This window comes from Paenarthrobacter aurescens (assembly GCF_041549525.1).
In the GTDB taxonomy this organism is placed as follows: domain Bacteria; phylum Actinomycetota; class Actinomycetes; order Actinomycetales; family Micrococcaceae; genus Arthrobacter; species Arthrobacter aurescens.
Window position 1 is genome coordinate 1,995,479 of record NZ_CP157456.1, and the last position, 26,986, is coordinate 2,022,464.

25 protein-coding genes are annotated in these 26,986 nt (G+C 62.8%); 10 read left to right on the forward strand and 15 right to left on the reverse strand.

Annotation, left to right across the window (positions count from 1 at the left end; all coding sequences use genetic code 11):
- Nucleotides 1–102 precede the first annotated feature (102 nt).
- On the forward strand, nucleotides 103–1,851 hold the full coding sequence (locus ABI796_RS09255) for a pyruvate dehydrogenase (RefSeq protein WP_141282264.1): 1,749 nt from the start codon (nucleotides 103–105) through the stop codon (nucleotides 1,849–1,851).
- Here the strand turns inward: ABI796_RS09255 and ABI796_RS09260 are convergent, their stop codons facing one another.
- Together ABI796_RS09260 and ABI796_RS09265 are read right to left on the reverse strand one after the other, a co-directional pair.
- Nucleotides 1,852–4,425 (reverse strand): excinuclease ABC subunit UvrA, encoded by a 2,574-nt coding sequence (locus ABI796_RS09260; RefSeq protein WP_246095703.1) that lies wholly within the window; start codon nucleotides 4,423–4,425, stop codon nucleotides 1,852–1,854. It abuts the gene before it with no gap.
- Between the two features lie 75 nt (nucleotides 4,426–4,500).
- Nucleotides 4,501–4,674, reverse strand: a complete 174-nt coding sequence (locus ABI796_RS09265; protein WP_170224874.1) for an alpha-L-rhamnosidase C-terminal domain-containing protein — start codon at nucleotides 4,672–4,674, stop codon at nucleotides 4,501–4,503.
- A 35-nt stretch (nucleotides 4,675–4,709) separates the two neighbouring features.
- On the opposite strand from ABI796_RS09265, the gene ABI796_RS09270 reads away from it, so the two are divergent.
- The gene (locus ABI796_RS09270) at nucleotides 4,710–5,096 is read left to right on the forward strand and encodes a nuclear transport factor 2 family protein (protein ID WP_246095704.1); all 387 of its coding nucleotides are present in this window, start codon (nucleotides 4,710–4,712) and stop codon (nucleotides 5,094–5,096) included.
- Here the strand turns inward: ABI796_RS09270 and ABI796_RS09275 are convergent.
- Both ABI796_RS09275 and arfB read right to left on the reverse strand, forming a co-directional pair.
- Entirely contained in the window at nucleotides 5,093–5,497 is a 405-nt protein-coding gene (locus tag ABI796_RS09275; RefSeq protein ID WP_141282270.1) for a RidA family protein, read from the reverse strand. The two genes, ABI796_RS09270 and ABI796_RS09275, sit on opposite strands and share 4 nt — an antisense overlap.
- Nucleotides 5,498–5,541: 44 nt before the next feature.
- A complete protein-coding gene (gene arfB / locus ABI796_RS09280; protein WP_141282272.1) occupies nucleotides 5,542–5,961 on the reverse strand; it encodes an alternative ribosome rescue aminoacyl-tRNA hydrolase ArfB in 420 nt (139 codons plus the stop codon).
- A 104-nt stretch (nucleotides 5,962–6,065) separates the two neighbouring features.
- Here arfB and ABI796_RS09285 point away from each other — a divergent pair, with 104 nt between their 5' ends.
- The 6 genes from ABI796_RS09285 to ABI796_RS09310 all read left to right on the forward strand — a co-directional run bounded on the left by ABI796_RS09285 (nucleotide 6,066) and on the right by ABI796_RS09310 (nucleotide 11,861).
- A complete protein-coding gene (locus ABI796_RS09285; protein ID WP_141282274.1) occupies nucleotides 6,066–6,890 on the forward strand; it encodes an ABC transporter ATP-binding protein in 825 nt (274 codons plus the stop codon).
- Nucleotides 6,891–6,939: 49 nt separating this feature from the next.
- Nucleotides 6,940–7,920, forward strand: a complete 981-nt coding sequence (locus ABI796_RS09290) for an ABC transporter substrate-binding protein (protein WP_141282276.1) — start codon at nucleotides 6,940–6,942, stop codon at nucleotides 7,918–7,920.
- Nucleotides 7,921–7,930: 10 nt separating this feature from the next.
- Nucleotides 7,931–10,069 (forward strand): iron ABC transporter permease, encoded by a 2,139-nt coding sequence (locus ABI796_RS09295; RefSeq protein WP_141282278.1) that lies wholly within the window; start codon nucleotides 7,931–7,933, stop codon nucleotides 10,067–10,069.
- A gap of 131 nt (nucleotides 10,070–10,200) precedes the next feature.
- Complete coding sequence (locus ABI796_RS09300; protein ID WP_141282279.1) at nucleotides 10,201–10,596, forward strand: hypothetical protein; 396 nt, start codon at nucleotides 10,201–10,203, stop codon at nucleotides 10,594–10,596.
- Nucleotides 10,597–10,712: 116 nt separating this feature from the next.
- The gene (locus ABI796_RS09305; protein ID WP_141282281.1) at nucleotides 10,713–11,333 is read left to right on the forward strand and encodes a dihydrofolate reductase family protein; all 621 of its coding nucleotides are present in this window, start codon (nucleotides 10,713–10,715) and stop codon (nucleotides 11,331–11,333) included.
- A gap of 99 nt (nucleotides 11,334–11,432) precedes the next feature.
- Nucleotides 11,433–11,861, forward strand: coding sequence for an MBL fold metallo-hydrolase (locus tag ABI796_RS09310; protein WP_170224875.1), 429 nt, complete (start codon nucleotides 11,433–11,435; stop codon nucleotides 11,859–11,861).
- A gap of 58 nt (nucleotides 11,862–11,919) precedes the next feature.
- On the opposite strand, the gene ABI796_RS09315 is transcribed toward ABI796_RS09310, so the two are convergent.
- Nucleotides 11,920–12,360: a hypothetical protein gene (locus ABI796_RS09315; RefSeq protein ID WP_246095705.1), complete on the reverse strand. Its 441-nt coding sequence runs from the start codon at nucleotides 12,358–12,360 to the stop codon at nucleotides 11,920–11,922.
- Between the two features lie 245 nt (nucleotides 12,361–12,605).
- Here ABI796_RS09315 and ABI796_RS09320 point away from each other — a divergent pair, with 245 nt between their 5' ends.
- Both ABI796_RS09320 and ABI796_RS09325 read left to right on the forward strand, forming a co-directional pair.
- Nucleotides 12,606–13,088, forward strand: a complete 483-nt coding sequence (locus ABI796_RS09320; protein WP_141282287.1) for a pyridoxamine 5'-phosphate oxidase family protein — start codon at nucleotides 12,606–12,608, stop codon at nucleotides 13,086–13,088.
- 6 nt (nucleotides 13,089–13,094) lie between these two features.
- Complete coding sequence (locus tag ABI796_RS09325) at nucleotides 13,095–13,448, forward strand: TraR/DksA family transcriptional regulator (protein ID WP_141282289.1); 354 nt, start codon at nucleotides 13,095–13,097, stop codon at nucleotides 13,446–13,448.
- Between the two features lie 43 nt (nucleotides 13,449–13,491).
- On the opposite strand, the gene ABI796_RS09330 is transcribed toward ABI796_RS09325, so the two are convergent.
- The 10 genes from ABI796_RS09330 to ABI796_RS09375 all read right to left on the reverse strand — a co-directional run bounded on the left by ABI796_RS09330 (nucleotide 13,492) and on the right by ABI796_RS09375 (nucleotide 26,982).
- Nucleotides 13,492–13,752, reverse strand: a complete 261-nt coding sequence (locus ABI796_RS09330) for a hypothetical protein (protein WP_141282292.1) — start codon at nucleotides 13,750–13,752, stop codon at nucleotides 13,492–13,494.
- A gap of 45 nt (nucleotides 13,753–13,797) precedes the next feature.
- Nucleotides 13,798–15,105: an MFS transporter gene (locus tag ABI796_RS09335; protein ID WP_141282294.1), complete on the reverse strand. Its 1,308-nt coding sequence runs from the start codon at nucleotides 15,103–15,105 to the stop codon at nucleotides 13,798–13,800.
- 55 nt (nucleotides 15,106–15,160) lie between these two features.
- Nucleotides 15,161–16,387: a VWA domain-containing protein gene (locus ABI796_RS09340; protein WP_246095706.1), complete on the reverse strand. Its 1,227-nt coding sequence runs from the start codon at nucleotides 16,385–16,387 to the stop codon at nucleotides 15,161–15,163.
- Nucleotides 16,384–18,795 (reverse strand): DUF5682 family protein, encoded by a 2,412-nt coding sequence (locus tag ABI796_RS09345; RefSeq protein ID WP_141282298.1) that lies wholly within the window; start codon nucleotides 18,793–18,795, stop codon nucleotides 16,384–16,386. Before ABI796_RS09345 ends, ABI796_RS09340 begins: the two co-directional genes overlap by 4 nt.
- A 3-nt stretch (nucleotides 18,796–18,798) precedes the next feature.
- Complete coding sequence (locus ABI796_RS09350) at nucleotides 18,799–19,905, reverse strand: AAA family ATPase (protein WP_141282300.1); 1,107 nt, start codon at nucleotides 19,903–19,905, stop codon at nucleotides 18,799–18,801.
- Nucleotides 19,902–21,344, reverse strand: a complete 1,443-nt coding sequence (locus ABI796_RS09355; protein WP_141282302.1) for a DUF5691 domain-containing protein — start codon at nucleotides 21,342–21,344, stop codon at nucleotides 19,902–19,904. The genes ABI796_RS09350 and ABI796_RS09355 overlap by 4 nt, the downstream gene beginning before the upstream one ends.
- The gene (locus ABI796_RS09360; protein ID WP_373092828.1) at nucleotides 21,341–22,639 is read right to left on the reverse strand and encodes an SWIM zinc finger family protein; all 1,299 of its coding nucleotides are present in this window, start codon (nucleotides 22,637–22,639) and stop codon (nucleotides 21,341–21,343) included. The genes ABI796_RS09355 and ABI796_RS09360 overlap by 4 nt, the downstream gene beginning before the upstream one ends.
- Nucleotides 22,640–22,829: 190 nt before the next feature.
- Entirely contained in the window at nucleotides 22,830–24,200 is a 1,371-nt protein-coding gene (locus ABI796_RS09365) for a DUF3100 domain-containing protein (RefSeq protein ID WP_141282306.1), read from the reverse strand.
- On the reverse strand, nucleotides 24,197–25,423 hold the full coding sequence (locus tag ABI796_RS09370; protein WP_141282308.1) for an amidohydrolase: 1,227 nt from the start codon (nucleotides 25,421–25,423) through the stop codon (nucleotides 24,197–24,199). The genes ABI796_RS09365 and ABI796_RS09370 overlap by 4 nt, the downstream gene beginning before the upstream one ends.
- 11 nt (nucleotides 25,424–25,434) lie before the next feature.
- Entirely contained in the window at nucleotides 25,435–26,982 is a 1,548-nt protein-coding gene (locus ABI796_RS09375) for an aldehyde dehydrogenase (RefSeq protein WP_141282310.1), read from the reverse strand.
- Nucleotides 26,983–26,986: the final 4 nt, after the last annotated feature.

Below are 26,986 nucleotides of genomic sequence, written 5' to 3' on the forward strand. Positions count from 1 at the left end.
TCAATGAGCCTATGAGCCTATGAGGCTTTCAGGTGAGGCACGGACAGGCCGACTATATTGACCCTGTCAGCCCACCACCATCATTGAGGGAGCCTGCACATTATGGCCAAGGAACTTGCCACCCAACTCATCGAACAACTCCAGGCTGCCGGTGTGCAGCGGATCTACGGAATTGTTGGCGACAGCCTGAACCCGATCGTGGACGCCGTACGGCAAACAGGAGGCTCCGCGAAGGGCGGAATTGACTGGATCCATGTTCGTCATGAAGAAGCAGCCGCCTTTGCTGCCTCTGCGGAAGCGCAGTTGACGGGTAAATTGGCTGTCTGCGCCGGGTCCTGCGGCCCCGGAAATTTGCACCTCATCAATGGGCTTTATGACGCTAACCGCACAGGAGCGCCGGTGCTGGCCATTGCTTCGCACATACCCAGCAAGCAAATCGGCAGCGGCTTCTTCCAGGAAACCCACCCGGACCGGCTGTTCAACGAATGTTCTGTCTATTCGGAGATGATCAGTACCGCCGAGCAAGCCCCGCGGGTGATGCACAGCGCCATCCAAAACGCCATGGCTCTTGGGGGAGTGGCGGTGGTTACGCTCCCGGGTGACATCGCCGGGCTTGAGGCTGCAGCGCCGACACCTCTTCCGGCCACATTCCGGCCCGCCGCACTGGTTCCGGATCCTTTAAGCGTCCGCGAACTCGCTGATGCCATTAATGAGTCCGGCAAGATTGCCATTTTTGCTGGAGCCGGCGTCGAAGGCGCCCACCATGAACTGATGGCGCTGGCTGAACTGGTCAACGCCCCCATAGGCCATTCCTTACGGGGTAAGGACTTCGTCCAGTACAACAACCCCTTCGACATAGGCATGACCGGGCTGCTTGGCTATGGAGCGGCGGCCGAGGGCATCGAAGACGCGGACCTGCTGATCATGCTCGGCACCGACTTTCCCTATGACCAGTTTCTGCCTGAAACCCGGACGGCACAGGTGGACCGGGCCGCACAGCGGCTGGGGAGAAGGACCGACGTCGACATCGCAGTTCACGGAGACGTACTGCCAACCTTGACTGCACTGCTTCCGCTGGTGACGCCGAAGAAGAACCGGCGTTTCCTTGACCAGATGCTGAAAAAGCATGACCGTCTGATGAACAAGGCGGTGGGCGCTTACACCCGCAAAGTGGAGAAGAAGCAGCCCATTCACCCCGAGTACGCGGCCTCATTGTTGGACCAGATCGCGGCCGAAGACGCCATCTTCACGGCCGATACCGGCATGTGCAACGTCTGGACGGCACGCTATATCAACCCTCTGGGCACGCGCCGGCTGATTGGCTCGTTCCTTCACGGGTCCATGGCCAATGCCCTGCCGCACGCGATCGGCGCCCAGGTGGCCTACCCCGGACGGCAAGTCATTTCCGTCTCCGGCGACGGCGGACTGTCCATGCTGTTGGGTGAGCTCATCACCGCGGCCGCGCACCAGTTGCCGGTGAAGGTGGTGGTCTTCAACAACTCCACCCTTGGCATGGTGAAACTCGAAATGCTGGTGGACGGGCTACCGGATTTCGGTGTGGACGTGCCGGACGCCAACTACGCCGAAGTGGCCAAGGCCTTGGGCTTCCATGCAGTGCGCGTCACGGATCCGGCAGACATCCAAGGGGCGTACCGGGCCGCGTTTGCTCATCCTGGTCCGTCGTTGGTGGAGCTCATTACCGACCCCAACGCGCTGTCCATCCCGCCGAAAATTTCGGGTTCCCAAGTCATGGGATTCGCTACAGCCATGTCCAAAGTGGTCCTGAACCGCGGTGCCGGCGAGGCTGTCAGCATGGCGCGAAGCAACCTGCGGAACATCCCCCGCCGGTAGCTACTGCCGGAGCGCGGCGGCAAGATATGGTGCCGTCCGGCTCGTCGGGGAGTCCGCGACGACGGCTGGCGGGCCGGCCACCATGATCCCGCCGCCGGCGTCGCCACCTCCAGGACCCAGATCAATCACCCAGTCAGCACCCGCCACGACGTCCATCTCATGCTCCACCACGATCACCGTGTTGCCGGCGTCCACCAGCCTGTGCAATTGGGCCATCAGAAGTTGGACGTCGGAAGGGTGCAATCCGGTGGTGGGCTCATCCAGCAAATAAAGGGTGTGTCCGCGCTGAATGCGCTGCAGCTCTGAGGCGAGTTTGATGCGCTGTGCTTCGCCCCCGGAAAGCTCAGTGGCGGGTTGGCCCAGCCGGAGATAGCCCAAGCCCACCTCACGAACGGTTTGGAGGCTACGGGCAACGCCGGGGAGATCAGCCAGGAATTCGGACGCTGCGTTCACCGTCATGCCCAGCACTTCGGCAATATTGCGTCCACGGTAGGTAACTTCCAGTGTTTCCGGGTTGAAGCGCGAGCCATGGCACTCGGGGCAAGGCCCGTAGCTGCCCGGAAGGAACAGCAGTTCCACGGACACAAAGCCTTCGCCCTGGCATGTTTCGCATCGGCCGCCGGCCACGTTGAAGGAGAACCGTCCAGCGCCGAAGCCGCGGGAACGCGCCTCTTCAGTGGCGGCAAACTCCTTCCGGACACCGTCAAAAAGCCCAGTGTACGTGGCCAGGTTGGAGCGGGGGGTCCGGCCAATGGGCTTCTGATCGACTTTCACGAGGCGATCCAGTTGGTGGAGCCCGGATATGAGCCCTACAGCGTCCGGCATTGGCGGGATGTCTGCATCGAGGGCTTCCGGATGCAGCGCAGCCCCCACCACCTCCGCAAGAACGTGGCTGACCAAGGTGGATTTACCCGATCCAGACACACCTGTCACTGCTGTGAGGACGCCCAGCGGGAACTCTGCGTGGACGTCGCGAAGGTTGTGCCTGTTGATGTTGTGTAAGGTGAGCCATTCCTTCGGTGGCCGGGGCGAGGCTGGACCGGTTCCGGCGGCCACCACACCGTCGTCGTGAGTTGCCTTGGCACTTTCGGCGCCAATGCTGCGGTCAGGGAACAGGTAGGGCCGCGTCACGGACTCCTGGACATCCGCCAGTCCGCTTACAGGGCCGCTGTAGAGGATTTCTCCTCCACCCTCGCCTGCGTGCGGCCCAACATCCACCAACCAGTCGGCCGCCCTGACCAAGTCCATGTTGTGCTCCACCACGAACACCGAGTTACCGGAGCTTTTGAGCTGATCCAGCACAGCCAGGAGCGGCTCGGCATCGGCCGGATGAAGTCCGGCAGATGGTTCATCAAGTACGTAGATGACACCGAACAGCCCGGACCGCAGCTGCGTGGCGATCCGGAGTCGTTGCATCTCACCGGGGGAGAGCGTTGGTGTTGGGCGACCCAGCGCCAGGTAGCCCAGCCCCAGCTCAAGGAGTACGTTGACCCGGCCCAGGAGATCGCGGGTGATGGCGAGGGCTACCTCGTTGACTTCCCCGGAGGTCTGGGTACGCGAGGCTGTGCTGGCCGCTGTTAATTGAGTGGTGGGGCGGATGATGTCGGCCAGTTCTGTCATCGGCAGGGAGTTGAGCTCGGCGATGGTTTTTCCGGCGAAGGTGACGGCCAGTGCTTCCGGGCGGAGCCCACTGCCACCACATTGGGGGCACTGCCCCGTTTCCATGAAGCGCAGTACCCTGTCACGCATCGAGGAGCTCTTCGAGTCGGCCAGGGTGTGGAGCACATAGCTTTTGGCGCTCCAGAACCGGCCCTTGTACGGTTTGGCAACGCGGTCGCGTTGCGGCGTAACTTCCACCACGGGCTGCTCGTCGGTGAAGAGGATCCAGTCGCGGTCCTTTCTGGGGAGCTTCCGCCACGGCGTGTCGACGTCATAACCCAGGTGGGTGAGGATGTCACGGAGGTTCTTGCCTTGCCAGGCGCCGGGCCACGCGGCGATCGCGCCATCCCGGATGCTGAGTGAGGGATCGGGAACCAGGGACTCTTCGGTGACCGTGTGGGCAACACCGAGTCCGTGGCACTCGGGGCAAGCGCCGGCGGCAGTGTTGGGGGAGAATGCATCAGAGTCCAGCTGGCTGGCCCCTTCGGGGTAACTTCCGGCTCGGGAGAAGAGCATGCGTAGTGAGTTGGACAGTGTGGTCAGAGTGCCAACACTGGAACGCGCGGTTGCCGTGCCGCGGCGCTGTTGAAGGGCGACGGCGGGAGGCAGCCCCGTGATGGACTCCACCTTGGGGTTGTGGCCCTGTTGGATGAGGCGCCGGGCGTAAGGTGCCACGGATTCGAAGTAGCGGCGTTGGGCTTCGGCAAAAATGGTGCCGAACGCCAAGGACGATTTTCCGGAGCCTGAGACTCCGGTGAACGCGACGATTGCATCGCGGGGCACGTCCACGTCCACGTTTCGGAGGTTGTTTTCGCGGGCTCCGCGGACTCTGACGAATCCGTCCTCAGACTCTGCCGACTGTGGTTTCGGCTGGATGCTGCCGGGCTGCCGGGCGATTGTCAGTTCACTGTCCATTGACATGACTCTATCGGCCCCACGGGCCGGCGCGCTTCGCCGTGCCCGGTCAGCGACGATCCCATGGCGCGGAGTTCATGCTCCCCGGCCACTGCCCCGTAACGTGTTCCGTCCAGCATTTCGACCCCCGGCCGAGACACCTTCCGGAATGTCGAGCCGCAGAATGAACTGCCCGCGGTCAAGGGTCCACGCGCTGCTGATGCGGCCATGGATCTGATCAAAAAGCCCTGACAGAGGGGCACCTTCCATAGCGCGGGCCTCTACCCAGGAGGACAATGCGGTTCATGGCAGATCAAATTGGCAATGAAAACGTGGTCAAACGGCTGATCGACTGCATCAACGAACGCCGAATCGAGGTCATGGATGAGCTGTTCCATGATGACGCGGTGATGCACTGGCCGCAGTCCGGGGAAGTTGTGCGCGGCGCTGGGAATCGCCGGGGTATTTACAACGCTTTTCCACAGTTGCCCACCATCACGCCCCGCCGACTGCTCAGCGGCGGGGATCTAGTGATGGCAGAGGCGCTGCTGGACTATGACGGCCCTCAGTACCAGACGGTCTTCATCTTCGAGTTCCGGGACGGCAGGATTGCCAAGGAGACGGCGTACTGGAGCGAATCCTTCCAAGCTCCGGAGTGGCGCGCCGAGTGGGTGGAGATCAGCGGCAGCTAATCCCGTTCGACTGCTGCTATGGCGCTGATCTCCACCAGCGCGCCCGGCACCCCCAGCCCTGCCACGAAGGCGGCGGTCACCAGGGGTGGCTCCTCGGATGCCAGCTTGGCGGCAATCGCCCCGTATCCGGCAGCGAGGTCGGCGCCCTGGACGAAGAGCACATTCCACTGGACCACATCGCTTAATGTGGCACCTGCGGCTTCCAGTGCGGTCTTGGCGTTGTCGAGTGCCCGGGCAGATTGGGCGGCCGCATCCCCTTCTCCGAGCAGTGCGCCCTTGGCGTCAACAGAGTTTTGGCCGCCGACGTAGATGGTTGTGGCGCCGGGTGGGACGACGGCGACATGACTGAAAGCCGGGCTGGAAACCAACCCTTCCGGGCGGATGCGCTGTACGGGTGCCATGACTGTATGGTCCCACTGACCTTCCGCTGCCAACAGGGGGCCGGCTAATCGGCTGAGGGCCGGCGTCGTTGCTGTTTGGTTGCCGACCTGTGCTCCTTTGCCATGCGGTGGCGCCGGGCAGAGCCCCTGGTCGGCTTGGAGGGGCGGCGGACGTTTTCCGGGACCAGGCCGTTGCTGATGAGCCGGGCCAGCTTGGCCAAGGCAAGCTCGCGATTACGAAGTTGGGACCGCTCCTCGGAGGCTGTGACTGTAATGACTCCCGCCACCAGTTTTGGTCCGAGGCGCCTCAGCAGCAGCAGCCTTTGCTCATCTGTCAGCGCGGAGGAATCGGCAACATTCCACAGCAATTCTGCGCGACTGTCGGTGGTGTTGACGTGTTGACCGCCCGGACCCGACGAACGCGAAAAGCGCCAGCCAAGCTCCGACGAGGGAATCGTCAGCAAAGGCGGGATTTCCAGGTCCATGGAACAAGCCTCGCACGTCCCGGACGCTAAAGAGGGCAGCCATGCGAGGACATTCAGAGACACGTTTTTAGGAATTAGGTAAGCCTAAGCTAATCTTTCATTTTGTGATTGAACTGAACGAACTCTCCGGCCTGGAAGCCACGGACCTCGTCCTCCGTTACGGGGACAAGGACGTGGTGCACGGTGCGGGACTCAGGCTGGAACCGGGCCGCATCGTAGCCCTGGTGGGTCCGAATGGCAGCGGCAAGTCCACACTTCTGCGGGCCCTGGCCCGTTTGCACGAGGCGTCATCCGGTTCTGTGACCGTTCGACCCGCCGACGGTGAAGCCAGTGACGCCCTCATGATGAAGCGCAGCGATTTCGCCCGGCATGTGACGTTGCTATCCCAAAGCCGTCCCGTGCCGCACGGCCTGAGTGTTCGGGATGTTGTCGAGTTCGGCCGCCATCCGTACCGCGGACGGTGGCGTGCCGCCGATCCGGCGGGCCCGGCCGCCGTCCACCGCGCTATGGAACTGACCGGTGTTGCCGAACTCGCCCAGCGGGGTGTCCACGAACTGTCCGGTGGACAACTCCAGCGGGTGTGGTTGGCAAGCTGCCTGGCGCAGGACACGTCCGTCCTGCTGCTCGACGAACCGACAAACCACCTGGACCTGCGCTACAAGGTAGAGATTTTTGACCTCGTGCACGACCTCGCCCGCGTTCACGGAGTGGCCATTGGTGTTGTTCTGCACGACCTCGATGAGGCGGCCGCATTGGCCGATCACGTGGTGGTGCTCTCCGAAGGCCGCATCGCAGCCGCCGGGCCGGCCCACGAGGCCCTCGACGCAGCGCTCCTGAGCGAGGTCTACTCCATCCCCATCGTTACCCACACAGACCCGCTGACCGGCCGGCTGCGCACGCGCGCGGTGGGTCGGCACAGCAATAGCTAGACCCCAAGCGTCACCATAACGAGTCAATCCCCACCACGAAAGGGACCCCGTGTCCATGAAGATCCACAAGGCCCTCGCGGCCACTGCCGCCCTGGCAATCCTGCTCACCGGCTGCGGCACCACCGAAGGCCCCGCCAGCTCCGCATCGAACACCGCCGCTGCCGGAGGAGCCATCACCGTCACGGATGCCCGCGGCACCGAGGTCAAGCTCGACGGCGCCGCCAAGCGTGTAGTCGGCACCGAATGGAACGTGGTGGAGAACCTGACCACCCTCGGCGTCATGCCAGTGGGCGTCGCCGACGTCAAGGGCTACAGCGCCTGGGTTACTGCCGGCAAGCTGGACAGCACCCCCACGGACATCGGAACCCGCAACGAGCCCAGCTTCGATACAATCGCGTCGCTGGATCCTGACCTGATCGTCGCCACCACCGACCTCGCCGAGCCCGTCATCAAGCAACTCGAAGAGTTGGCTCCGGTGGTTGTAGTGAAGTCCGCCGATGGCAGCCGCCAGATTGCGCAGGCCGAGGACAACCTCAAGCTCGTCGCCAAGGCGACCGGCACCGAGAAGAAGGCCGATGAAGCCATCGCCGCATTCGACGCCGCCGTTTCCAAGGGCAAAGCTGACCTTGAAAAGGCCGGACTCGGTGGATCCCGCGTAGCTTTCGCCGATGGCTGGGTTGCTGACGGCAAGGTCTCCATCCGCCCGTTCACCAAGGGTTCCCTGCTGGCCGATATCAACACTGAACTTGGCCTCGTGAACCCGTGGACGGTTGAAGGCGATCCGGCTTACGGCCTGGGCTCCACCGACGTCGAAGGCCTGACCGCAGTCAACGCTGATCACTTTGTGTACATCACCAACAGCGCCGATGGCGATTTCACCGAGCAGCTGACCGACAACGCTGTGTGGAAGTCCCTTCCCTTCGTCTCAGCCGGCAAGGTGCACCGCCTTTCTGACGGCATCTGGATGTTCGGCGGCCCTGCCTCGATGACCCAGTACGTCGACGCAATCGTCGCGTCCCTGACCAAGTAGCCCCACCCGCATGACCGACACTGTGAAGAGGCCCGCCATGACCGTACCCACGGCCGTGGCGGGTGCTCCCGTACCAGCCGCGCCGTCCGGACGAGATGGCCGCTTTCGTTCCGGCCCAGCCTTGGTGGCTGGCGTTGGAGTAGTTATTCTGGCCCTGTTTTCGATGATTCACCTGACTCAAGGAACGGCCGACGTCGGCCCTTTCCAGTTGTTGGGACTTCTCACCGGCGACGGAACAGACCAGGAAACCGCAGTGTTGCTTGCTTCGCGGGTGCCGCGCCTTTTCGCCGGCCTTCTGGTCGGTATCGCGTTGGGGGTGGCCGGCGCAGCCTTGCAGTCGGCCACCCGCAACGTCCTTGCTTCGCCTGACACGCTGGCGGTCAACGCCGGAGCACATTTTGCGATTGTTGCTGTGGCCGCGTTCGGCCTGACACTTCCGGCCCTCTTATCCGGTGGCATCGCGTTCATCGGCGGCCTCGCAGCGGCAGTGCTGGTGCTTGCCTTGTCCGGCGGTGGTGCGAACGGAAATGGCGGTCCTATCCGTTTGGTGCTGGCCGGTACGGCACTTGCCCTTGGCTTGCATTCAGCCACCAGTGCCCTCCTTCTGTTGTTCAGCCAGGAGACCACTGGCCTTTATGCCTGGGGCCAAGGCAGCCTCGCGCAGTCACGCACCGACGAACTGATCCAGTTCACACCGGTGGTTCTTCTAGCCATCGCCGGCCTCTTTCTCCTGGCCCGACGGATGGATCTTTTGGGTCTGGGCGATGACGCCTCGAGGCTGGCCGGTGCGGATCCACGCCTGGCCCGGGTCGGCGGCGTCGTGCTTGCCGTGGTCCTGTCCGCTGCTGCTGTGACCATCGCCGGTCCGATCGGTTTCGTGGGCCTGTGCGCGCCTGCCATCGTGCGTCTGCTGGCCTCCCGACTCCGCGGACTAGGCCGGCACAGGGCACTGCTGCCCATCTCCGGCTTGGCCGGTGCGGTGGTAGTGATCGGCGCGGACGTGCTGGTTCGTGGACTTTTCGGCGCCCAGGCAGGGGTTGAAGTGCCCACCGGCGCGGTGACCACAGTGTTCGGTGCCGTCTTCCTTGTCATCCTGGCCATGCGGATGTCCGACGCCGGATTGAGTGTTGCCGGTGACGCCCTGGCGAAGCTTCGATCCCGCAGGTTCTTCCTTGGCGTGTTGATCGGGCTCTTGGTTTTACTCACCGGTTTGCTGGTGGCCGGAGCACTGCTGGGCGACGCGAAGCTGCTCCTGGGGGATCTGGTCAATTGGCTCACAGGTCAGTCCGGAAACCGCGTCAGCGCTGTACTGGGAACCCGCATGCCGCGTGTCCTTGCCGCTGTACTCGCCGGAGCTGCTTTGGCTCTGGCCGGTGCCTTGATTCAAGCGGTGTCCCGCAATTCCCTGGCCGAGCCCGGAATCCTTGGAGTCTCCGGCGGCGGCGGCCTCGCAGCAATCATCGTCATCACCTCTGTCCCCACTGCAGGTTCCTGGGTGATTACCGGCTCCGCGCTCGGGGGAGCGGCACTGTCCGCGCTGCTGGTCTTCGGACTGGCCTTCCGGGGCGGGCTTCAACAAAACAAGCTGGTCTTGATCGGCATTGGCATTTCCGCAGGGCTGGCAGCCGCCATCACAGTTCTCCTGGTGACCACTGACCCGTTCAACCAGACAAAGGCCCTGACCTGGTTGTCAGGCTCAACCTATGGCCGCAACTTTGCCTCCGTACTACCGCCGCTGCTTGCTCTGGTGCTAGCCCTGCCCGTGCTCGCGGGCATGCGCCGTGATCTGGACCTGATTGCAGTGGATGACGACTCTCCCCGTGTGCTGGGAATCGGGTTGTCCGGGTCCCGGCTGCTCCTCCTTTCCGTGGCGGTACTTTTGACCGCTGGAGCCGTCTCTTCGGTAGGCGTCATTGCCTTCGTTGGGCTTGTAGCACCACACGCTGCCCGCACCCTCGTGGGGGCACGGCATTCACGGGTATTGCCGGTAGCCGCCCTGATTGGCGCCTCCACTGTGGTGCTGGCTGACACCATCGGCCGCACCCTCATTGCTCCTGCCCAGATCCCGGCGGGAATCATGACCGCTATGGTGGGCGCGCCGTACTTCGTTTACCTGCTGTGGCGCTCACGGGTGGACCGGACCGTCTGAACCGCGCCTGAAACGCAGCTGACCACCAACAACCTGCGTAAACCTCAGCCGGCCAAGCATTCTGAAGATTCGTTTCGTGCACAGATGCTGTTCACTGCACTGTTCCCATCATGAACGCATAGGATCACATCATGGCCGGTTCCGTGGATGTCCTCGGCCCCATCCTGGAAATGATGACGTGGGTGGGGTTTGTTCCGGGCGTGCCTTTGTTGATCTGCGCATGGATAATTGCCAAGCGCCGCTGTGTCTGGGCCACGGCCGATGCTGAGCAGTTCGCCGCAGGCGGGTTCCTCGGAGTCCAATGGATAGATCGGGATAACGAAGAGCAGAAGGTACTGCTGGACATACCTGCCCGCGAAGGCACTGTAGGTTCCCAGGCCGTTCTTGTGCACTACGACCTCTGCCATCCGTCCCGTTGTTCCTTGGAACCGCCACGACATGACAACACAGTTCTTATCCTTGGCTGGATCCTCACCGGCGTGGGGATACTGAGCACCCTCGGAGGGTTCGTCCTGCTGCTCTTCTAGCTCTCCACTTTTAGCCCGATCTCCTCGATTCACCCCGCATCCCTTGAACGTCATACTGGAGCGGGGCTAGCATTTCCGCGCATGGTCAACGCCGCCGCTCAACCGAGGAGACTGCTATGAGTGAGCCCACTGCAACCCTGATGGTAGATCTGATCATTTCCCTGGACGGGTACGCTTCCGCCGATGGGTGGCCGGGCTGGTGGGGCTTGGAAGGTCCCGAATACCTTGCCTGGCTCGATGAAGAGGGGAAGAAGGAGTTCACCACGCTGATGGGCGCCAACACGTATCGCGTGATGTCCAGTATGTCCGAGGAAGCCTCTGCAGACAGCTCCGGGTTCTCCGAGGAGGAGGGTGGAAGCCTGACCGGCCTGGCTGCCATGCCAAAAATTGTCTTCTCCTCCACGTTGAAGGAACCTCTGGCGTGGCCCAACACCGAGCTCATATCCGCTGATGCCGTGGAGGCTGTGCGTGAATTGAAGCGGACCCGGTCCGGAACCTTAACCACTCTGGGCAGCTTGAGTCTCTGCCGGTCCCTGCTGACAGCAGGACTGGTGGACCGGTACCGTCTGGTGGTTTTTCCCGTAATTACTGGAAGAACCGGGAGAGAGCGGATTTTTGACGGCTACCCGGACGTCGCCTTGGAGTTGGTGGAGAGCCGGACGTTCGACGGCAGGTCTCAGTTACTGGAGTACATTCCCACTGTTATTGATGGCCCGCCGCCGGCAAGGCAGAGTTGATTCCCTGTGCGTCCGAGTCCTGAGTCGAGTCCGGAAACTTCCCAATCCCTTACCGGTCCCACTGAAATCAGTTTCGACGTCCGCTGTTTCGTGCTGCCCGTGGCCGACGGGATTCTCGTGATCGACACCGGCATGGGGGACAACGCCACGGCTATGCACCAGGCACTGGAACGTTTAGGCGCGGACTGGGCTGACATCTCCGACGTCCTGATTACCCATGCACACGCTGATCATGTGGGCGGTTTGAACGAGGTCCTTTCGAAGGCAGGAAACGCTCTGGTGTGGGCGGGCGAAGCGGATGCGGGCGCCGTATCAGCCGGCATTTCTTCCGGCCCTGAAACCTCGGAACCGCAGGTCCGGGCCACCGCCGATGGCGCCTCCATCCGCGGGTTACGAGTCATTCACACCCCGGGCCACACCCAAGGCCACATCGGCCTGCTGCACGAAGGAGAGGGCCCGCTTGTCACCCCGCAGAATCCTGTTCTCCCATGGTGCAGAGATTCCCGACGCCGCCAGCCGGCTTCGTGAGCTCATCGAACGGTCCGCGCCCCAGCAATAAAACCTTCACAGGAGAAACGGCCATGAGCTACCTGGAGTATTGCTCCTGATGGCCGCTGGCGTGTTCGAGCAGCGGTGAAAGGCACTCAGCGTAGTACGTCATGACTTCGGCGAATGTGAGCAACTCCGGTCCTTCGGCAGCGGTGCTTTCCGCGTGCTGCGGGACAGTCGGGTCCACTCGGCAGAGGACCGGTTCGCGGCTGACACCGTTGGCCGTCAAGGTCGCAATTCCCCAGGGGCGGCTGGGTTCGGTCACGGAAATACCTGCTGCGTCGAAAGTATCCCTCAAGACGTAGTGGGTGACTGTGCGCCATGACTGGAGAAATGGCGGCTGCAGCTGCTCTATGAGGTCGTCGTCCTGGCGGCGGTAGGCGTCCGCGAGGGCAGCTGTCAGTCCGTCCCACTCGTTGGCGTCCCGGACCATAAGATGCGCGGTCCTCAGGCGGTCAATGGTTTCATTCAACGTCATGGCAGTCCCCAAACTTCCCATCGTTTTTGCCTGCCCTGCAAGGGCAAGCCTGACCGCCGTCGGCATGTCACTAACAATCTGAACGGATGAAGCCCCGGCATGATTCCCACATGACGTCGCCTTTTGTTTTCAGTCTGTTCGTGACATTCCTCGCCCGTCTAGCAAATCAGTAGCCTTACTAATAGGGTGTCTATGGGGAAAGGCCCCGGACACGCAGTCCCGGTATGAGGAGAAGTGAAGCCCGCATGACTGAAGAACAAGCCATCAGCAAAGTCACTGACATCATCAATGATTCCAAAATTGGGATGCTGACCACCCATAACGAGGATGGCGCCCTGGTCAGCCGCCCTCTGGCCGTTCAGGAAGTCAAGGACGACGGCGACATGTGGTTCTTTACGGGCTTGGGAACCTCTCAGGTTGCACATGTGCGCCAGGACCCCCGGGTCAATGTTTCCTTTGGCAGGAACACCGAGTGGGTTTCCGTGGCTGGAACTGCCGAGGTTGTCACGGATCGGCAGAAGATCCATGAGATGTGGAACCAGGTAGTTGAGGCATGGTTCCCCGATGGCCCCGACACGCCTGAAGTTTGCCTGCTGCGCGTTGACTCCGACTCCGCGGAGTACTGGACAAGCCCGGGCGGAACCGCTGCTACGGTTCTTCAATGGGTCAAGTCAAAGGTCACGAACTCCCGTTTCAGCGTGGGCGAGAGCGGCACTGTAGAACTATGACCGGCCGTGGTTGACCTCGAGCGGTTCCGCTTCCTCCTGGAGGAGGAGCGGAACCGCAAACTTGAGCTGTTGAAGTCGCTGCGCAGCGACATCGCCTCGGTAAGTCTGGCTCGTCAGGATTCGAATGTGGACGACGAACACGATCCCGAGGGGAGCACCATCGCGTTCGAGCTTTCCCAGGCCTCTGCCCTCATGGGCCAGAGCCGGTTGGGGTTGGAGCAGATCGAAGCGGCACTGGTGAGGATCGCCGACGGAACTTACGGGCAGTGCGCGGTGTGCGGTGTGCCCATTCCTGAAGGCAGGCTCGAGGCCAGGCCGTGGACACCTTTCTGCGTCCATCACGCCTCGGGCACCCGTTAGAGGCCTAAGCCCCCATTACCCTCAGCCTGACTAAGAGGCCAGGTCAGGCTGACATCCCCGGTGACACCGGAACGAATTCAATGCCCTGCTGGACCTTCTTCTTGGGTCCCCGGTCAAAGCCTTTGGCGTCCAGATGATTCGCCGCCCGGTAGCTCGCCAGCGCTTCGTCATAGATTTCGTTCAGCCGCCGCGCGGTGAAGACCTCCTCGGTCCCGTCGGCAAAAACCACGGACACCTCGGTGCTGGCGGGAAAGTGCCTTTTCATCCGGATGAATCCTTGGGCGTCCTGGTGCAGGGAGATCACGTAACAACCGCGCTTTCTGTAGTGGCTGCTACCAGTCTCGCATCCCTAAGTCCTTGATTCGGGGTTTGGGGCGGTTTCTGAGGTCCTGGCCCGGTCGGCTGCTGCGCCCTGCTTCCTGCTGGCCAGCAGGAACGGAACAGCTATGAGCTCGACGACGCCGGCTATTGCCAGTGATGCCGGATACCCGTAAAGATCAGCTCCCCGGCCCAGGGCAGGTTGGATCACTACGCCGCCGCTGGAACCCATCAGCGAATCAAAACTCAGGACGGTGGCCCGCTGCTTGGACGGGATCATGTCGTTCACGTACGCCTGCCGGACGGGCGTGGCCGCAGAACCCACAACGGCCCACAATGCGAGCAGAACCAGGGCCACCCAGAAGATCCGCGTGAATCCCAGGACCAGCAGGATGAGGGCGCCCACCACTGCGCTGAGGATGAGCACGGATGTTCGCTTGTGGAACAGTTGCCGGGCGTGCGGGGCAAGCCAGCCCCCAAGGATCTGCGATCCGGCTACTATCGCAGCGGCCAAACCCGCGATGGAATACGCTTTCGGGTCGCCAAAGAGGTCCAGCAGGTACGGCTGCAGTGCGTAAAAGACATAGAACCCGACGCCGGCGCTGAAGGGCGCTGCCAACATCACGTAGCGGACAGGCGGGTTCTTCAATCCGCTCTCGATCGACGCTGACAGCACCGCGCGCGTCGCGCGGATTGGGTGCGTTGAACGCTCAGGCGAGAACCCGACGTCGTGCATGAGTCCGAAAGCGACAGCAAACATGGCAAGCAGCACCAACACGCGAAGGAGGAACGGCACGCCAAGGTTGGTTGCCTGGGCTATCACCCCACCTGCCACTGAACCCAGCAGCATCGCTACGCCCTGGACCATCTGCCCGCGGCCCAGCACCGATTCCAGTCCGCCTTGGTAGCCCGAAAAGCGCAGCGCATCGACGAGCCACGCCTCCACAGCGCCGGAAAAGAACGTGAAGCCAAGGCCCAGGAGGACAGAGACAACGGCCCACATCCAGAATGGCGCGGAGATCTGCCACATCACGAAATATAGGTAGGTGGATACGGCCAACGTCACCGTCCCCAGCAGGAACGAGACACGACGCCCCCAGCCATCCGCAATAACGCCTGTGGGAACTTCGAAAAGAACCATGCCAACAGTGAAGAAGGCATTGGCGGCAAACGCCTCCAGATTACTCAGGCCAGCGTCCAGGAGGAAAAGGGTGTTGATACCCCATATGAAGGACGCCGCAACGGTATTGCCCAACGTCAATGTCAGGTAGACGCGTTGGATCTTCCGGGCGGCATCATTCAGCGTGTCGCCGCCCTCACCGGTGCGGGGAGTGACCACCAGCTAATTCTCGTTCCGTGTCCTGTACTCCGCCAGAGATTCCGGTGACTGCCGGCTAATTTTCGTGACTCGTTGGGATGTCCTGGGAGGCTGCCCACTCGCTGACATCCCGGCGTTCAATGGCCGCAGCCATCATGTCCGGGAAAAGATCCGGAGTGCACGCGAACGCGGGAACACCGATGCCTGCAAGCGCCGCTGCGTGGCTGGAGTCGAAGGATGGATGGCCGCTGTCACTCAAGGCCAGCAAGGCGACCATGGTTGTCCCTCCGCCCACAATGGAAGCGGCACGGCGCAGCATTTCTTCTGCTATCCCGCCCTCGTAGAGGTCACTGATCAGCACCAGGATGGTTTCGGTGGGTTTGGTGATCTGGTCCTGACAGTAGGCAAGTGCGCGGTTGATGTCAGTGCCACCGCCCAGTTGCACGCCGAACAGCACGTCCACGGGATCGTCCAGGTCGTCGGTCAGATCCACCACTTCGGTGTCAAAGACCACCAACCTGGTGCTCACTGACTTGAGCGAACTGAGGACAGCTCCAAAGACACTGGAATAAACCACTGATTCAGCCATGGATCCCGATTGGTCGATGCACAGAATGATTTCGCGCTGAATTTCGGTGCTGCGTCGTGCGTGTCCGTGGAGCCGCTCGGGCACCACCGTCCGGTATTCGGGCTGGTAATGCTTGAGGTTAGCGGCGATGGTTCTGTTCCAGTCAATATCCCTATGCCGTGGCCGGCGGGTCCTTGCGGAACGGTTGAGCGCCCCTGAAACGGCCTGGATCGTCTTGGCACGTAACCGTTCTTCAAGCTCCTTGGTGACCTGCCGGATAACCGATCTGGCAGTTTCCCGGGACTCCTCGGGAATCACCCGCCCCAGACCCACCAGGGTGCTCACCAATCCGATATCCGGTTGGACCGTCCGCAGCATTTCCGGTTCCAGAAGCAGCTGCCTCAGCCCGAGCCGGTCCATGGCATCGGCCTGCATAACCTGGACCACTGAAGAGGGAAAATACCCACGGATGTCGCCAAGCCATCGGGCCACGCGTGGACTGGACGAGCCCAGTCCACCGCGCCGATTGGACCCCTCACCGTAGAGCTCTTCCAACGCCTGATCGCGTCGCACATCGTCCTCGGACAGCTGCACCGGCATACCTTCCCCTGTTGAGATGCCGTCAGCATCGTGCCCGCCCAGCACCAACCGCCAACGGCTCAGCCGGTCCCGCCCGGACCCGGCAGAATCCTCCGGCGCATCAGAGGCACCTGTCACAGCTGCATCGTCGGTCATGCGATCGCCTCCCATCCCAGAATGCGTGCCATGGTTTTCAGCGCCGGGCCAGCGTCGGACAGGTCCATGGGGGAGGACTCTGCTGCGACGCCGGCAGAACCGGCCCGGCTTAACTGCTCGCCGATTTCGCGCCGCTCAGGCCTGCTGAACGCCGAGAAAGTCCTCCGGATCAAAGGTAAGACGTCCTCGAACACGTCATCAGGCACGGCTTCCACCCAATCATCAACGATCTGAAGTAGCCGCCGATCATGGATCAGCAAGGTCGCGTCGCCGGACAGCAGGCCGTCCAACCAGGCAGCGGCTTCCGGGGCGGGTGTAGCAATGGACAATCGTCGGCTAAGGCGCGAGGCAACGTCATCTCCTTCCACCAGGCCTGCATCCAGCAGGAGTCGGGTGGCCCGTCCGGCCACCGAGCCATGAATAGTGTCCGAGTGCGCCACCGCCGAGAGGGCAGTATGCCAGTCATTCAACGGCAGCTCAGGCAAGACGGTCAGACCATCCTGTGCCCGGTCAATGGCCCGGCGCATCACACCGGCAGCATCATCATCCAAGCCGGCGCAGGCGGTGGGCAGTCCGACACACGCGCGGACTACCGTGGCCTGCAGGATTTTCCGGACATCCCTCACGTCCACCCCGCGCACGTTGCCGTACCTGCAGGTGCGCGCCAGCGGGGCGATGGTTTCCAAGAGCGGAGGAACATCCTGCTGCAGCGCAGTGCGTTCAGCCAAGGCGGACACGACGCCGGCAATGCCGTCCGGTAATTCGGCCAGCAGACAGCTCTCCAACAGTTTGCTCAAAACGGGCAGGCTTTCGGCCGCTTGCGCCTGCTCAGAGACGTACGTGGCTGCTGCTGAGGCGACGGTGGTGCCGTAGCGGCTCGCTTCCACCACTGAAACAGCCAACTCGGGTTTCCACGCCAACGTCCATGCCTCCTTGAAGGTGCCGGTGGTCCTGCCGGCGTCGGTCGGCTGAGCCCAGTCCACACCCAGCAGTGACAGACGGTGGAGGAGCACCGAACGGGCCAACTGGTTCGGCTTGCGCAGGTCCAGAACCATGACCTCTTCCATGGCACTGGGCTTCATGCGCAGCTTGCGTTGGGTGGCGGTGAGGTCCGCTGCGAGCGGGAGGGTAGGCACAGAGTCGGGAACGTTCCCGAGCTCGCGCCCAACAGTAAGTTCCCGGTGAACCAGGGCCAACGGCAGAGGTGAACCGTCGCAAAGGACAGTCTGCGCGGCATCGTCCAGCTCCGGCAGGCCAGGGCTTGGCCGTCCGCGGACGGCGGCTAACGCAGTAGCCATCCTGCTGGCCTCCACAACGGAGGCCGTGGAAGCATCCAGGTTTTCTTTGCGCAATGCATGGGCTACCCGGACCAGCCACGTGGTGGCAACGTCCGCCGCGGGATCCTTGGCCATCCAATGTGCGAACAGGTGCTGGTACCAGCCCGGCGCAGTTACTCCTGCTCCGTATCCGCTGCCCAGGCTGAGCCGGTCCGATGTCCATGGAACCCAGGTGACTGCAACTTTTGCCTTGGGCAAACCGGCGAGGACTTTGTTGTCGGCGGACACCGAAGGAAAACCGGCGGGTACCAGTGCCGGTGCGTGATAGGCGCCGCACACTACTGCGATGCGTTCGTGCCCTTCGCGCATGGCCGCGCGCACCAAGCGCCGCATGGCAGCTTCCCGGCGGTTGTTCTCCAGAACGTCCGGATGGTCCACCGGACGCTGATCCATGTCCCGGATCTCCGTGATCGCATCGATGAGAGCTTCAAAGCGTTCAACGGGGTCCGTGTTCCGGTGCTCCACGGCGTCCTCCCACCAGCGTTCCGCGTCGCTGTAGCCTGCAGCTGTGGCCAACATGCCAATCGCGTCGGGCCGGTACGCCTGCAGCGGGGCGGCCGGAGGGTCCTCGATGACATCCGAGGGTGTCCCGTCGACGGCGGCAAGACCGCCGCCGTCGTCCGAAGTGGCAGCAGTGGCTTCCTCCTGAGAAGCCGCCAAGGCTGCCAGGTCGCGTTCCTGTACCGCGCGTTCCTGTGCCGCGCGTTCCTGTGCCGCGCGTTCCTGTGCCGCGCGTTCCTCTGCCGCCCGGAGCGCGAACGTGTGTGCGGCGGGCAGGTCAATGGCACGCACAGGCTTTCCCGTGGACAGAGCCCAGCGGATCGCCACCCACTCAGGCGAGAAGCCGGCCATGGGGTAGAACGAAGCCAATCGAGGCTCATCCACCGCATAGATTAAGCCTGCGACCGGTGGAACCATGTCCGGATCCGTGACCAGCGGGATGACCTGGTCAAGCTCCGGCGGCCCTTCAACCAGTACCAAATCAGGCCTAAGGGTAGCCAGAGCTTCCGCGACGGAATGGGCCGAACCCGGACCGTGGTGCCGAATCCCCAGAATGTGGACGTCTGTCATTTTTCAGTTGGATGATTCGAGATCGCGGCAGGCCCTGTACAGGTCCTTCCATTCAGGCCGGTTCCGCACCACGGTCTCCAAGTATTCCTGCCAGATGACGCGGTCCTGCACGGGGTCCTTGATCACTGCGCCCACCAAGCTGGCGGCCACATCCTCTGCACGGACCGTGCCGTCTCCAAAGTGTGCTGCCAGGGACAGCCCGTTGGTCATCACGGATATTGCCTCCGCTGTGGACAACGTGGCCGATGGCGACTTGATGGTGGTGCGCTGGTCCTGCGTCACCCCTGACCGGAGCTCGCGCATCACGGTCACCACCCTGCGGATCTCGGACAGCGCTGCCAAATCGGCCGGCAGCTCCAAGGCCTCACCCAGGCTGCGAACACGGGTGGTGACGATCTCCACCTCTTGGTCGATGCTGTCCGGAAGCGGCAGGACCACCGTATTGAACCGGCGTCGAAGGGCGGACGAGAGATCGTTGACGCCCTTATCCCGGTTGTTCGCTGTGGCAATCACATTGAAGCCCTTCCGTGCCTGCACTTCCTCATTGAGCTCGGGAATGGGCAGTGTCTTCTCGCTGAGGATGGTGATCAGGGAGTCCTGCACATCGGAGGGGATGCGGGTGAGTTCCTCCACCCGCACCAGGCTTCCTGTCTCCATTGCGCGCATCACCGGACCCGGAACCATGGCGGCGCGGGAAGGGCCATCGGCCAACAAACGGGCGTAGTTCCATCCATACCGCAACGCCTCTTCCGGGGTACCCGCGGTGCCCTGCACCACCAGGGTGGATGAGCCGGAGACGGCTGCCGCCAGGTGCTCACCAAGCCAGGTCTTCGCGGTTCCCGGAACACCCAGCAACAGCAGTGCACGATCCGTGGCCAAGGATGCCACGGCGATTTCCACCAAGCGTTCCGAGCCAAGGTACTTCGGACTGATCTGAACACCGTTGGCCAAGGTTCCACCGAGGATATAGGTGGTGACTGCCCATGGCGAAAGACGCCAGCTCGGTGGCCGTGGGCGGTCGTCAACAGCGGCCAACGCGTTGAGTTCATCGGCGTAGGCGTTCTCGGCGTGGGCCCGGAGAACCTCCGTGGCGTTCTGGGCATCGGTCATCGGAAAGCCTCCGTCAGGGATTGTCTGAATGATTGGTATTGGACGGCATCGCGCAGGACACGACGCCGGGCTGCGTCGTCGTCTGTTCGTGCCAAAAGTTGCCGGCAATGTTCGGCAGCCTCGGGCGGCAGCGCAGTAGGAAGGACTGCAGCCAGCAGGGCCGCCAAGCGACCACCGTCCTTGCCCGAAATCACTGCCAGTACCGCCTCGGACAATGGAACGGGCCACGGTTGCGGCAGATCGTGGAGGAGCGGAGCCAGGGTCAGCGGTTGGTCGTTGGTTTCCCGGACGTGCCGCTCCAGCCAATGTGCCCGCTCGTCCGGAGGGAGGCAATCGAGCAGCCTCCTGTCCGTCACGACGCCAAGAAGCGCGCGGGCCCATTCGGGATCGTTGCGCGCGGCAGTGGCAGCGATCATCGCGTCCAGGATGCGGGGTTCTCCCTGCAGCAGCGCAAGGGTGGCCGAGCGGTTACGGCCTGTTGCCGCCGTCCACACATCCAGCGGTGCGCCCTTGATAATGGCCTCCAGCCGTGCCATCCGATCCGGTTCGCCCTTGCGTGGGTCCGGTGGAACTCCGTCCCGCAGTGCCTCCTTGTCAGGGGCCGGGGGGAGATCGATCTCCAGCCTTTTACTCAGGAGCCCTTTGACCTGCAGCAAGGGTTTTAGCCGGGTGGCCATGCGTGCAGCGCGCGCACTCTCCGGGAGTTGGTCCAGAAGCCGGAGAGCCACGTCCCGTACACCCTTGGCTTTGTCGTCCAAGGCCTGCTCCAGCAAGGCTTCGTCGTCGTCTTGGAGGTTTCCGGCGAACAATGCCAGCTTGCCTGCGCGTTCCCTGGCGCTGAGCGACGTCCAGGTCTGACGAAGTTGGGCGCGTGCAGCTGAAGGATCACCACCTCTTAGCCGGCCATAGTCTGCCGCAGCGTCAGAGCTCCGGGGCCCAGTACTTTGGGTGGCAGGCTCGTGAGAAGGCGGGTTCTTGATCTCCTGCAACCACCGGCCACGGGTTCCAATAGCCGGTTCCAGAGACCTGAAAACAGCGGAATTAGTTTCAGCCAACGTCAGCAACGCCGGCAGCAGCCGGTGAGGAACCCGTCGTCGTGATTTTTCGGCTAAACCCAGCCAGTCCACTACCAGCTGGGTCCTCAGCTCAAGGCCCACGGGTGGCTGGGTCAGCAAAAGGTCCAAGAGCCGGGCGGCCTCACCGCTGGCTTGCGGCTCCACATCAGCAGGGGCCGGCGAAGAAGGACCGGTTTGGGGGGCAGTGGTGGCTGTCCGCGTCGCCCGGGTAACAATGTCAGCCAGGGCGGCTTGATCCAACAGGGATTCTTCGCGGCTTAGGCCAGCGGGTGCACGAAACCCCAATTCTGTGGGCGGATGCGGAGCGTCGTGCCGTCCCGTACCCACCAGCGCCGCTGTTCGCAGGTCTGCCACCCACATCATGGGGTCACCACCATTCCATCAACGACGACGGTCAGGGGACGCAGGCGGCCATCTTCCAGTTCGCCAAAAATATCGGCCGCATGGCCACCGGTCAGTGCCAGCAGCGAGTCCAGGGGAGCATCCACCAAGGGAAGAGCCTCGCCGTTCGGATCATGCAGCCACCCCGTGCCCTCGGGGTTGATGATGACTTCCTCCAACAGCACGGGAAGCCTGGTCCGCCACGGCGAGAGGGCAACGGCAGCAGACTCCTGTTTGAGGGCCTGCACAATGCTGTTGCCCGCGCCCAGGTTGGTGGCCACGTCCAGGGGAGTGATAGGGCCGTTGAACATAGCGCGCTGCGGAGCTGAGCCGGGGTACCGGGCAATGGTGGCATCAAGCAGAGCCCCGGCGAGTTGCGGGGCAGCTAAACCCTGGCCCTGGCCGGCGAAATCAAGGACCACCACTACCTTTCCATCCGGGCCCTGAAGCCAGGTCCGTTGTTGCTGAAGGCGGCCGTCATCGCTCCGGTGGGCTCCCAGAACCAGCCAAGGGCCCGGCAACCGCTCAGTGTCCTGTACATCGGCCGACGCCGTGGACCACCCGAGGGCAGCCTTGACGTCAGCGAACTCGTCCGGAGAAAGCTTGTCCCTGGCTGACCAGGCCATGGAAAGAGCCCACCAGCGGCCCGCATGGAGGAGAAGATGATCAGACCAGTCCGTCCTGCCGTGGATTTGGGAAGCCATGTCCCGTACTTGTTCGCCTAAACCAGGAAGCTGGGAGTCCACCAAACGGGCTGCAACGCCATCCCACCACGAATAGGGCTGGTTGCGGGCAGCAGCGAGCCCTGTCCGGATAAGGTCCGTCAGCCAGCGCGAAAAATCATCGACCCCTGCGTCCATCAGCGCGAGCCGCGCAGCGAGACGTTTTGCCTGCGCTTCCGGATCGGCGGGCTGCTCGGTTTGCCGACGTTCTTTTGCCGTGGCGCGATCGGCCCGTTGATCCGCCCACTCCTTGGCGAAATCCGCGGTGGCGGCTCCTACTTCGGCTGCCTCACCCCGGGACCACAGGAGGAGCAGTGCCAGGGCATGCTTGCACGGGAACTTCCGGCTGGGACACGAGCAGCGGTAGGCGGGCGCGACGATGTCAACGCTGACTTGGTACGGCGTCTTTCCGCTGCCTTGGCATTTACCCCATACAAGAACCTCATTGCTGCCGGAGTCCGACCATGGGCCGGGATGTGCAAGCTTCCGCGCCGCCGCCAAGGAGGATGCGTCCGGGGCTGCTTTGATGACTGTCTCTTCGCTCCAACGCCCCATGAGTTTTATTCTGCCTGACGGCTACGACAGTTTCACAAAGGACCCGCGCGCAACGCCCTGGGGCCGGAGCCGCGCCGCAGCTCTGCAGCTGACCAGTCACCAGCCATGCACCTGACTGTCCAACAGCGCAAGAAAGGCCCGGATGTTCGCACAGGTGCGAGCATCCGGGCCGAAGCTTGGCGGGCGCTTGCTAGTGCCAGAGTCCCAAAGCAAACTCAGCGATGACCGTGGAGAGCAGGAAGGACGCTGTGATGGCAACGAGGCCCACCGGAATGATCTTCCACCCAATGTTCCGCAGCAGGGGGATGTCCTTGCCGAGCGACAAGCCAGCCAAGGTCAGCATCACTGTGGCGATGGACAGGAAGTCCACAGTCTTGACTGCCTCATTCAGGACCCCTGACCCAAAGAACCACGGGCTGGAAATATAGGCGCCGATGGTGGTGATAAAGACAATGGCCGAAATCTTCCTGGTGACCTTGGCAAGCACCAGGCTGACCAGGACCAGAGCCAACATAATGCCGTACCCAGCGAGGATCGAGAGGCTCAAGCCCTTCGCGGCCACTGCCGCAGTACCGACACCCAACACCGTGAGTACGGACAGGGATAGCCACAGAGGCAACTTCATCGCCGCGGAAGACTTCGCAACCTCTTCACGGAAACGACGGTTCTCCTCAGCCTGAACCTCGTCCTGTTCCAGCTCAGCGGCGGTGCGGGCCTGGGGAGCCGTGCCGGCAGCGACCTTCTGCGATTCCTTGTTGCGGGTGAGTACCTTATAGAACCTGTCAGCCACGGGCAGTGCGATGTAAATGCCTACATAGACGCCCAGAATGGTAGTGATCAGGTTGGAAACGGCAGCCATGCCGAGGATTGCTTCCTGATCTCCCGGATAAGCGGCAATGATGCTGGCAGCCGAGGCGGCCATCATGGAGCCCGAGCCCACACCGGCGCCCATCGCCAGAGCCAGGGGATCGAAGATCTTCCAGTTGGCCACCAGGGAGGTCAGCAGAGTGATGAAAATTGCGCCAAACAGGGTGCCGAAAACGTACATGGCCAGGACGCCGCGGTACTGGTCTGAATCCGGACCGTATTTCTCTGAGACCATGGCGAACGACGGTTCGCGGTCAAGGGAGAACGTGGCGCCCACGGTGGCCTTGCCCATTCGCAGCAAGACAGCGAGCGGAAGTGCCAACACGATGGTTCCCAGCAGATGGCCCACTTCCTGCAGGAGCAGTGCGGGGCCAGCCTTGATCAGGCTCGGCAGGCTCGGGCCGATATTGAAGGCGAGCCTGGCCACCAGGAGCAGGACCGCTACACCAACGAGGGCTGCTGCCACACGCTGGAGGTCCAGGCCCAGCGGCTTGAACTTCTGGATGGAGACCAGCAAGCCAAGGATCAAGCCCCACACCATGGGGAAAATGATGATCGCGCCAATGCCGAGATCAATTTTGGCTTGGCCGATGAACTGGACCGCAAGGGCAATGACAAACGCCAGCGCGGCAACAGGAAGCGTCAGCCGGGTGCCGGCCTTGTCCGTCCGCGTGGTTTCGGTGCTGGTGCTCATGATGATGCTTCCTGAATCGTGGCTTCGCGACGGTAGGCCGCCCTAACGAAGCGATCTCTCTGTTGGGGATTGTTTGCGGCGCCCGCCACCGTCCAAGCCAGCGCGGTGGCTGCCTCGAACATCACGGCGTACGCCTCGGGGGTGTTCGCAAGGGCTGCGAAGCCGTGCGAATGGATGGGAACATTGGCGCCAGGGATACTCAGCCACGGATGCAGCGATGGAATCACTTGGGAGATATTCCCCATATCCGTGGAGCCTCCTCCCATGCCCGCCGCCGGGGAAGTGTCCTTACCGAACACATCCATGGCCTCTGTCCAGTGAGCGGCAAGTTCTGCATCCTGAATCAGCGGCTCGTAGAGCGGTTCCGCGGCAGTGATGTCCAAGGTGGTTCCAGTGGCTATCGCTGCACCTTCAAAACACCGCTTGACCCGTTCAAGCAACGCTTCGTACTCCGGAAGAGTAAAAGCACGGCACTCAAACGGAACCACGGCCCGATCCGGGATGATATTGGTGACATGCCCGGCCTCAGCCACATAGCAGGCCACCCGATGATCGCCGGGAATCTGCTGACGAAGCAAACCAATGGCTACCTGACTGAGCACCGCCGCGTCCCCGGCGTTGACGCCCATATGTGGGGCAGCCGCAGCGTGGGCGGCCTTGCCCGTGAAGACAGCCTCGTAACGGCCTACGGCCTGGGCTGTGGTCCCCGCGGGGTTGTACGTAACGCCGTCCTGCACTGGGTGGACCATCAGGGCCAGCCCGACGCCATCAAAGGCGCCGCGCTCCAGCATCAGCACTTTGCCGCCGCCATGCTCCTCAGCAGGAGTGCCGATCGCTTTCAACGTGATGCCGAGTTCGTCCACGTAGGGAAGGAGAGCGAGCGCCGCAGCTACGGAGGCTCCCGCGATCAGGTTGTGCCCGCAGGCGTGGCCCACCGACGGCAGCGCATCGTACTCGACGCACAGGGCAACAGTCAGGTCGCCGCTTCCCGCGCTCGCAGTAAAGGCAGTGGGCAGATCAGCCGTTCCATGAGTGACATCAAAGCCCCCTTCGGAGAGGAGGGATGTAATAGCCTCGGCCGCCCGAACTTCTTCGAAGGAAATTTCGGGATTGGCGTGCAGATCCTCTGACAGTGCCCGCACGCGCGGCTTCCACGATGCGACGCCATCCGCCAGCACTGTGCGAAGGCCTTCATCCTGGGATGCTGTGTTGGTGATTTCCATGGTTCTTCCTGCTAGTAGGACAGGGACGGGAAGGGAGAGCCGGCCGCCCTTGTTGGCACCCAGACAGCTTTCGTCTGGGTGTATTCGTCCAGGACGCCCGGGCCGGAGGAGCGGCCGTGGCCGGAATCGCCGAAGCCACCGAAGGGAACAGCGACGTGGATGGTCTTGTACGAGTTGATCCAGAAGGTCCCGGCCTTCACTTCGCGGGCGATGTGGTGGGCCCGGGAAATGTCCGATGTCCACACGGCACCGGCCAGTCCGAAGGTGGTGTTGTTGGCCCTGGTGATGGCCTCGGCTTCAGTGTCGAAAGCGTCGGCTCCCACCACGGGTCCAAATACTTCGGTAGTCTCCAGACGGTTCGCCGGTGTTACGCCGTCCAGCAGCGTTGGCATGACCCAGTGGCCGCCGGCCAGCTTGGAGCCAGCCAGTGAGTCAGGCAACGCTGCCCCCGTAACGCGGCGGCCGCCGTCGTTCACTCCTGCCTCAATCAGTGAGGTGACGGTGGCAAACTGAGGGGCCGTGATAATGGGGCCCACCTCGGTGTCCGGGTCCAGGGGGTCGCCGACGCGGAGCCTGGCAGCGCGTTCTGCCACCATTTCCACGAAGCGGGAGTGTACGCTGCGTTCCACGAGGAGACGCGAGCCAGCCACGCAGGATTGGCCGGCGCCGGAGAAGATCGCGGAGATGGCCCCATCGGCGGCCCGCTCCAAATCGGCATCTGCGAAGACGATGTTGGCGCTCTTGCCGCCAAGTTCGAGCAATGCTGGAATTCCGGCCTGCGCGGCAGCGACGGCGACGCGGCGGCCGGTGGGGACGGAGCCGATGAAGCTGACTTTGCCAACGCGTCGATCCGAGGTCAGCGTGGCTCCGACGGTCTGGCCCAAGCCCGCAGCAACGTTGAAGACGCCGGCGGGGAGTCCGGCTTCATGGGCCAATTGGGCGAGGCGGACGGTGGTGGCGGGCGTGAACTCACTGGGCTTGATGATGACGGCGTTGCCTGCGGCAAGCGGTGCAGCTGAGTTCCAGCCGGCGGTGAAGAGCGGAGCATTCCAAGGGGTGATGGCGACCACCACACCCCAAGGCACGCGCTCTGTGTAAGTGTGCCAGGGGCCCGGAACAGGAATCGTCTGGCCTGTCAGCTTGTCCGCCCAGCCGGCGTAATAGCCGAACATCTCAGCAACTTTGGCCGCTTCAACACGGGCATCGCGGATGGGTTTTCCCGTGGTTGCGGATTCGAGGATCGCCAATTCTTCAATGTGGGCTTCCACCACCCGGCTGACGTTGCGGAGGATAGCGGCTCGTTCGAATCCATTCAGGGCGCCCCAGACGGCTGCGCCGCGGACGGAACTCTCCAGGATGGAATCGGCGCCTTCAGTGCCTGGATCCGCGTAGCTCGCAAACGGTTCACCCGTGGCCGCCGACGTCAACGTGATGGAGTTGCCTGATCCCGGCACTACCTTTCCGTCCTGGAAAGCGCCGAAACCTGCGGGGAAAGCTGCGCTCAGGACTTCACGGGCTGTGCTGGTGGATGATGCAGCGGGGGCTGTGGTGATGCTCAAACTA

Bases quoted from the DNA above. Each gene is read 5' to 3' on its own strand.
- ABI796_RS09360 (WP_373092828.1), bottom strand. From the start codon at position 22,639: ATGGGGCGTTGGAGCGAAGAGACAGTCATCAAAGCAGCCCCGGACGCA.
- arfB (WP_141282272.1), bottom strand. From the start codon at position 5,961: ATGGACCTGGAAATCCCGCCTTTGCTGACGATTCCCTCGTCGGAGCTT.
- ABI796_RS09265 (WP_170224874.1), bottom strand. From the start codon at position 4,674: ATGGAAGGTGCCCCTCTGTCAGGGCTTTTTGATCAGATCCATGGCCGC.
- ABI796_RS09315 (WP_246095705.1), bottom strand. From the start codon at position 12,360: ATGACGTTGAATGAAACCATTGACCGCCTGAGGACCGCGCATCTTATG.
- ABI796_RS09295 (WP_141282278.1), top strand. From the start codon at position 7,931: ATGACCGACACTGTGAAGAGGCCCGCCATGACCGTACCCACGGCCGTG.
- ABI796_RS09255 (WP_141282264.1), top strand. From the start codon at position 103: ATGGCCAAGGAACTTGCCACCCAACTCATCGAACAACTCCAGGCTGCC.
- ABI796_RS09275 (WP_141282270.1), bottom strand. From the start codon at position 5,497: ATGGCACCCGTACAGCGCATCCGCCCGGAAGGGTTGGTTTCCAGCCCG.
- ABI796_RS09305 (WP_141282281.1), top strand. From the start codon at position 10,713: ATGAGTGAGCCCACTGCAACCCTGATGGTAGATCTGATCATTTCCCTG.
- ABI796_RS09270 (WP_246095704.1), top strand. From the start codon at position 4,710: ATGGCAGATCAAATTGGCAATGAAAACGTGGTCAAACGGCTGATCGAC.
- ABI796_RS09365 (WP_141282306.1), bottom strand. From the start codon at position 24,200: ATGAGCACCAGCACCGAAACCACGCGGACGGACAAGGCCGGCACCCGG.
- ABI796_RS09300 (WP_141282279.1), top strand. From the start codon at position 10,201: ATGGCCGGTTCCGTGGATGTCCTCGGCCCCATCCTGGAAATGATGACG.
- ABI796_RS09345 (WP_141282298.1), bottom strand. From the start codon at position 18,795: ATGACAGACGTCCACATTCTGGGGATTCGGCACCACGGTCCGGGTTCG.
- ABI796_RS09320 (WP_141282287.1), top strand. From the start codon at position 12,606: ATGACTGAAGAACAAGCCATCAGCAAAGTCACTGACATCATCAATGAT.
- ABI796_RS09355 (WP_141282302.1), bottom strand. From the start codon at position 21,344: ATGATGTGGGTGGCAGACCTGCGAACAGCGGCGCTGGTGGGTACGGGA.
- ABI796_RS09340 (WP_246095706.1), bottom strand. From the start codon at position 16,387: ATGACCGACGATGCAGCTGTGACAGGTGCCTCTGATGCGCCGGAGGAT.
- ABI796_RS09350 (WP_141282300.1), bottom strand. From the start codon at position 19,905: ATGACCGATGCCCAGAACGCCACGGAGGTTCTCCGGGCCCACGCCGAG.
- ABI796_RS09370 (WP_141282308.1), bottom strand. From the start codon at position 25,423: ATGGAAATCACCAACACAGCATCCCAGGATGAAGGCCTTCGCACAGTG.
- ABI796_RS09260 (WP_246095703.1), bottom strand. From the start codon at position 4,425: ATGGACAGTGAACTGACAATCGCCCGGCAGCCCGGCAGCATCCAGCCG.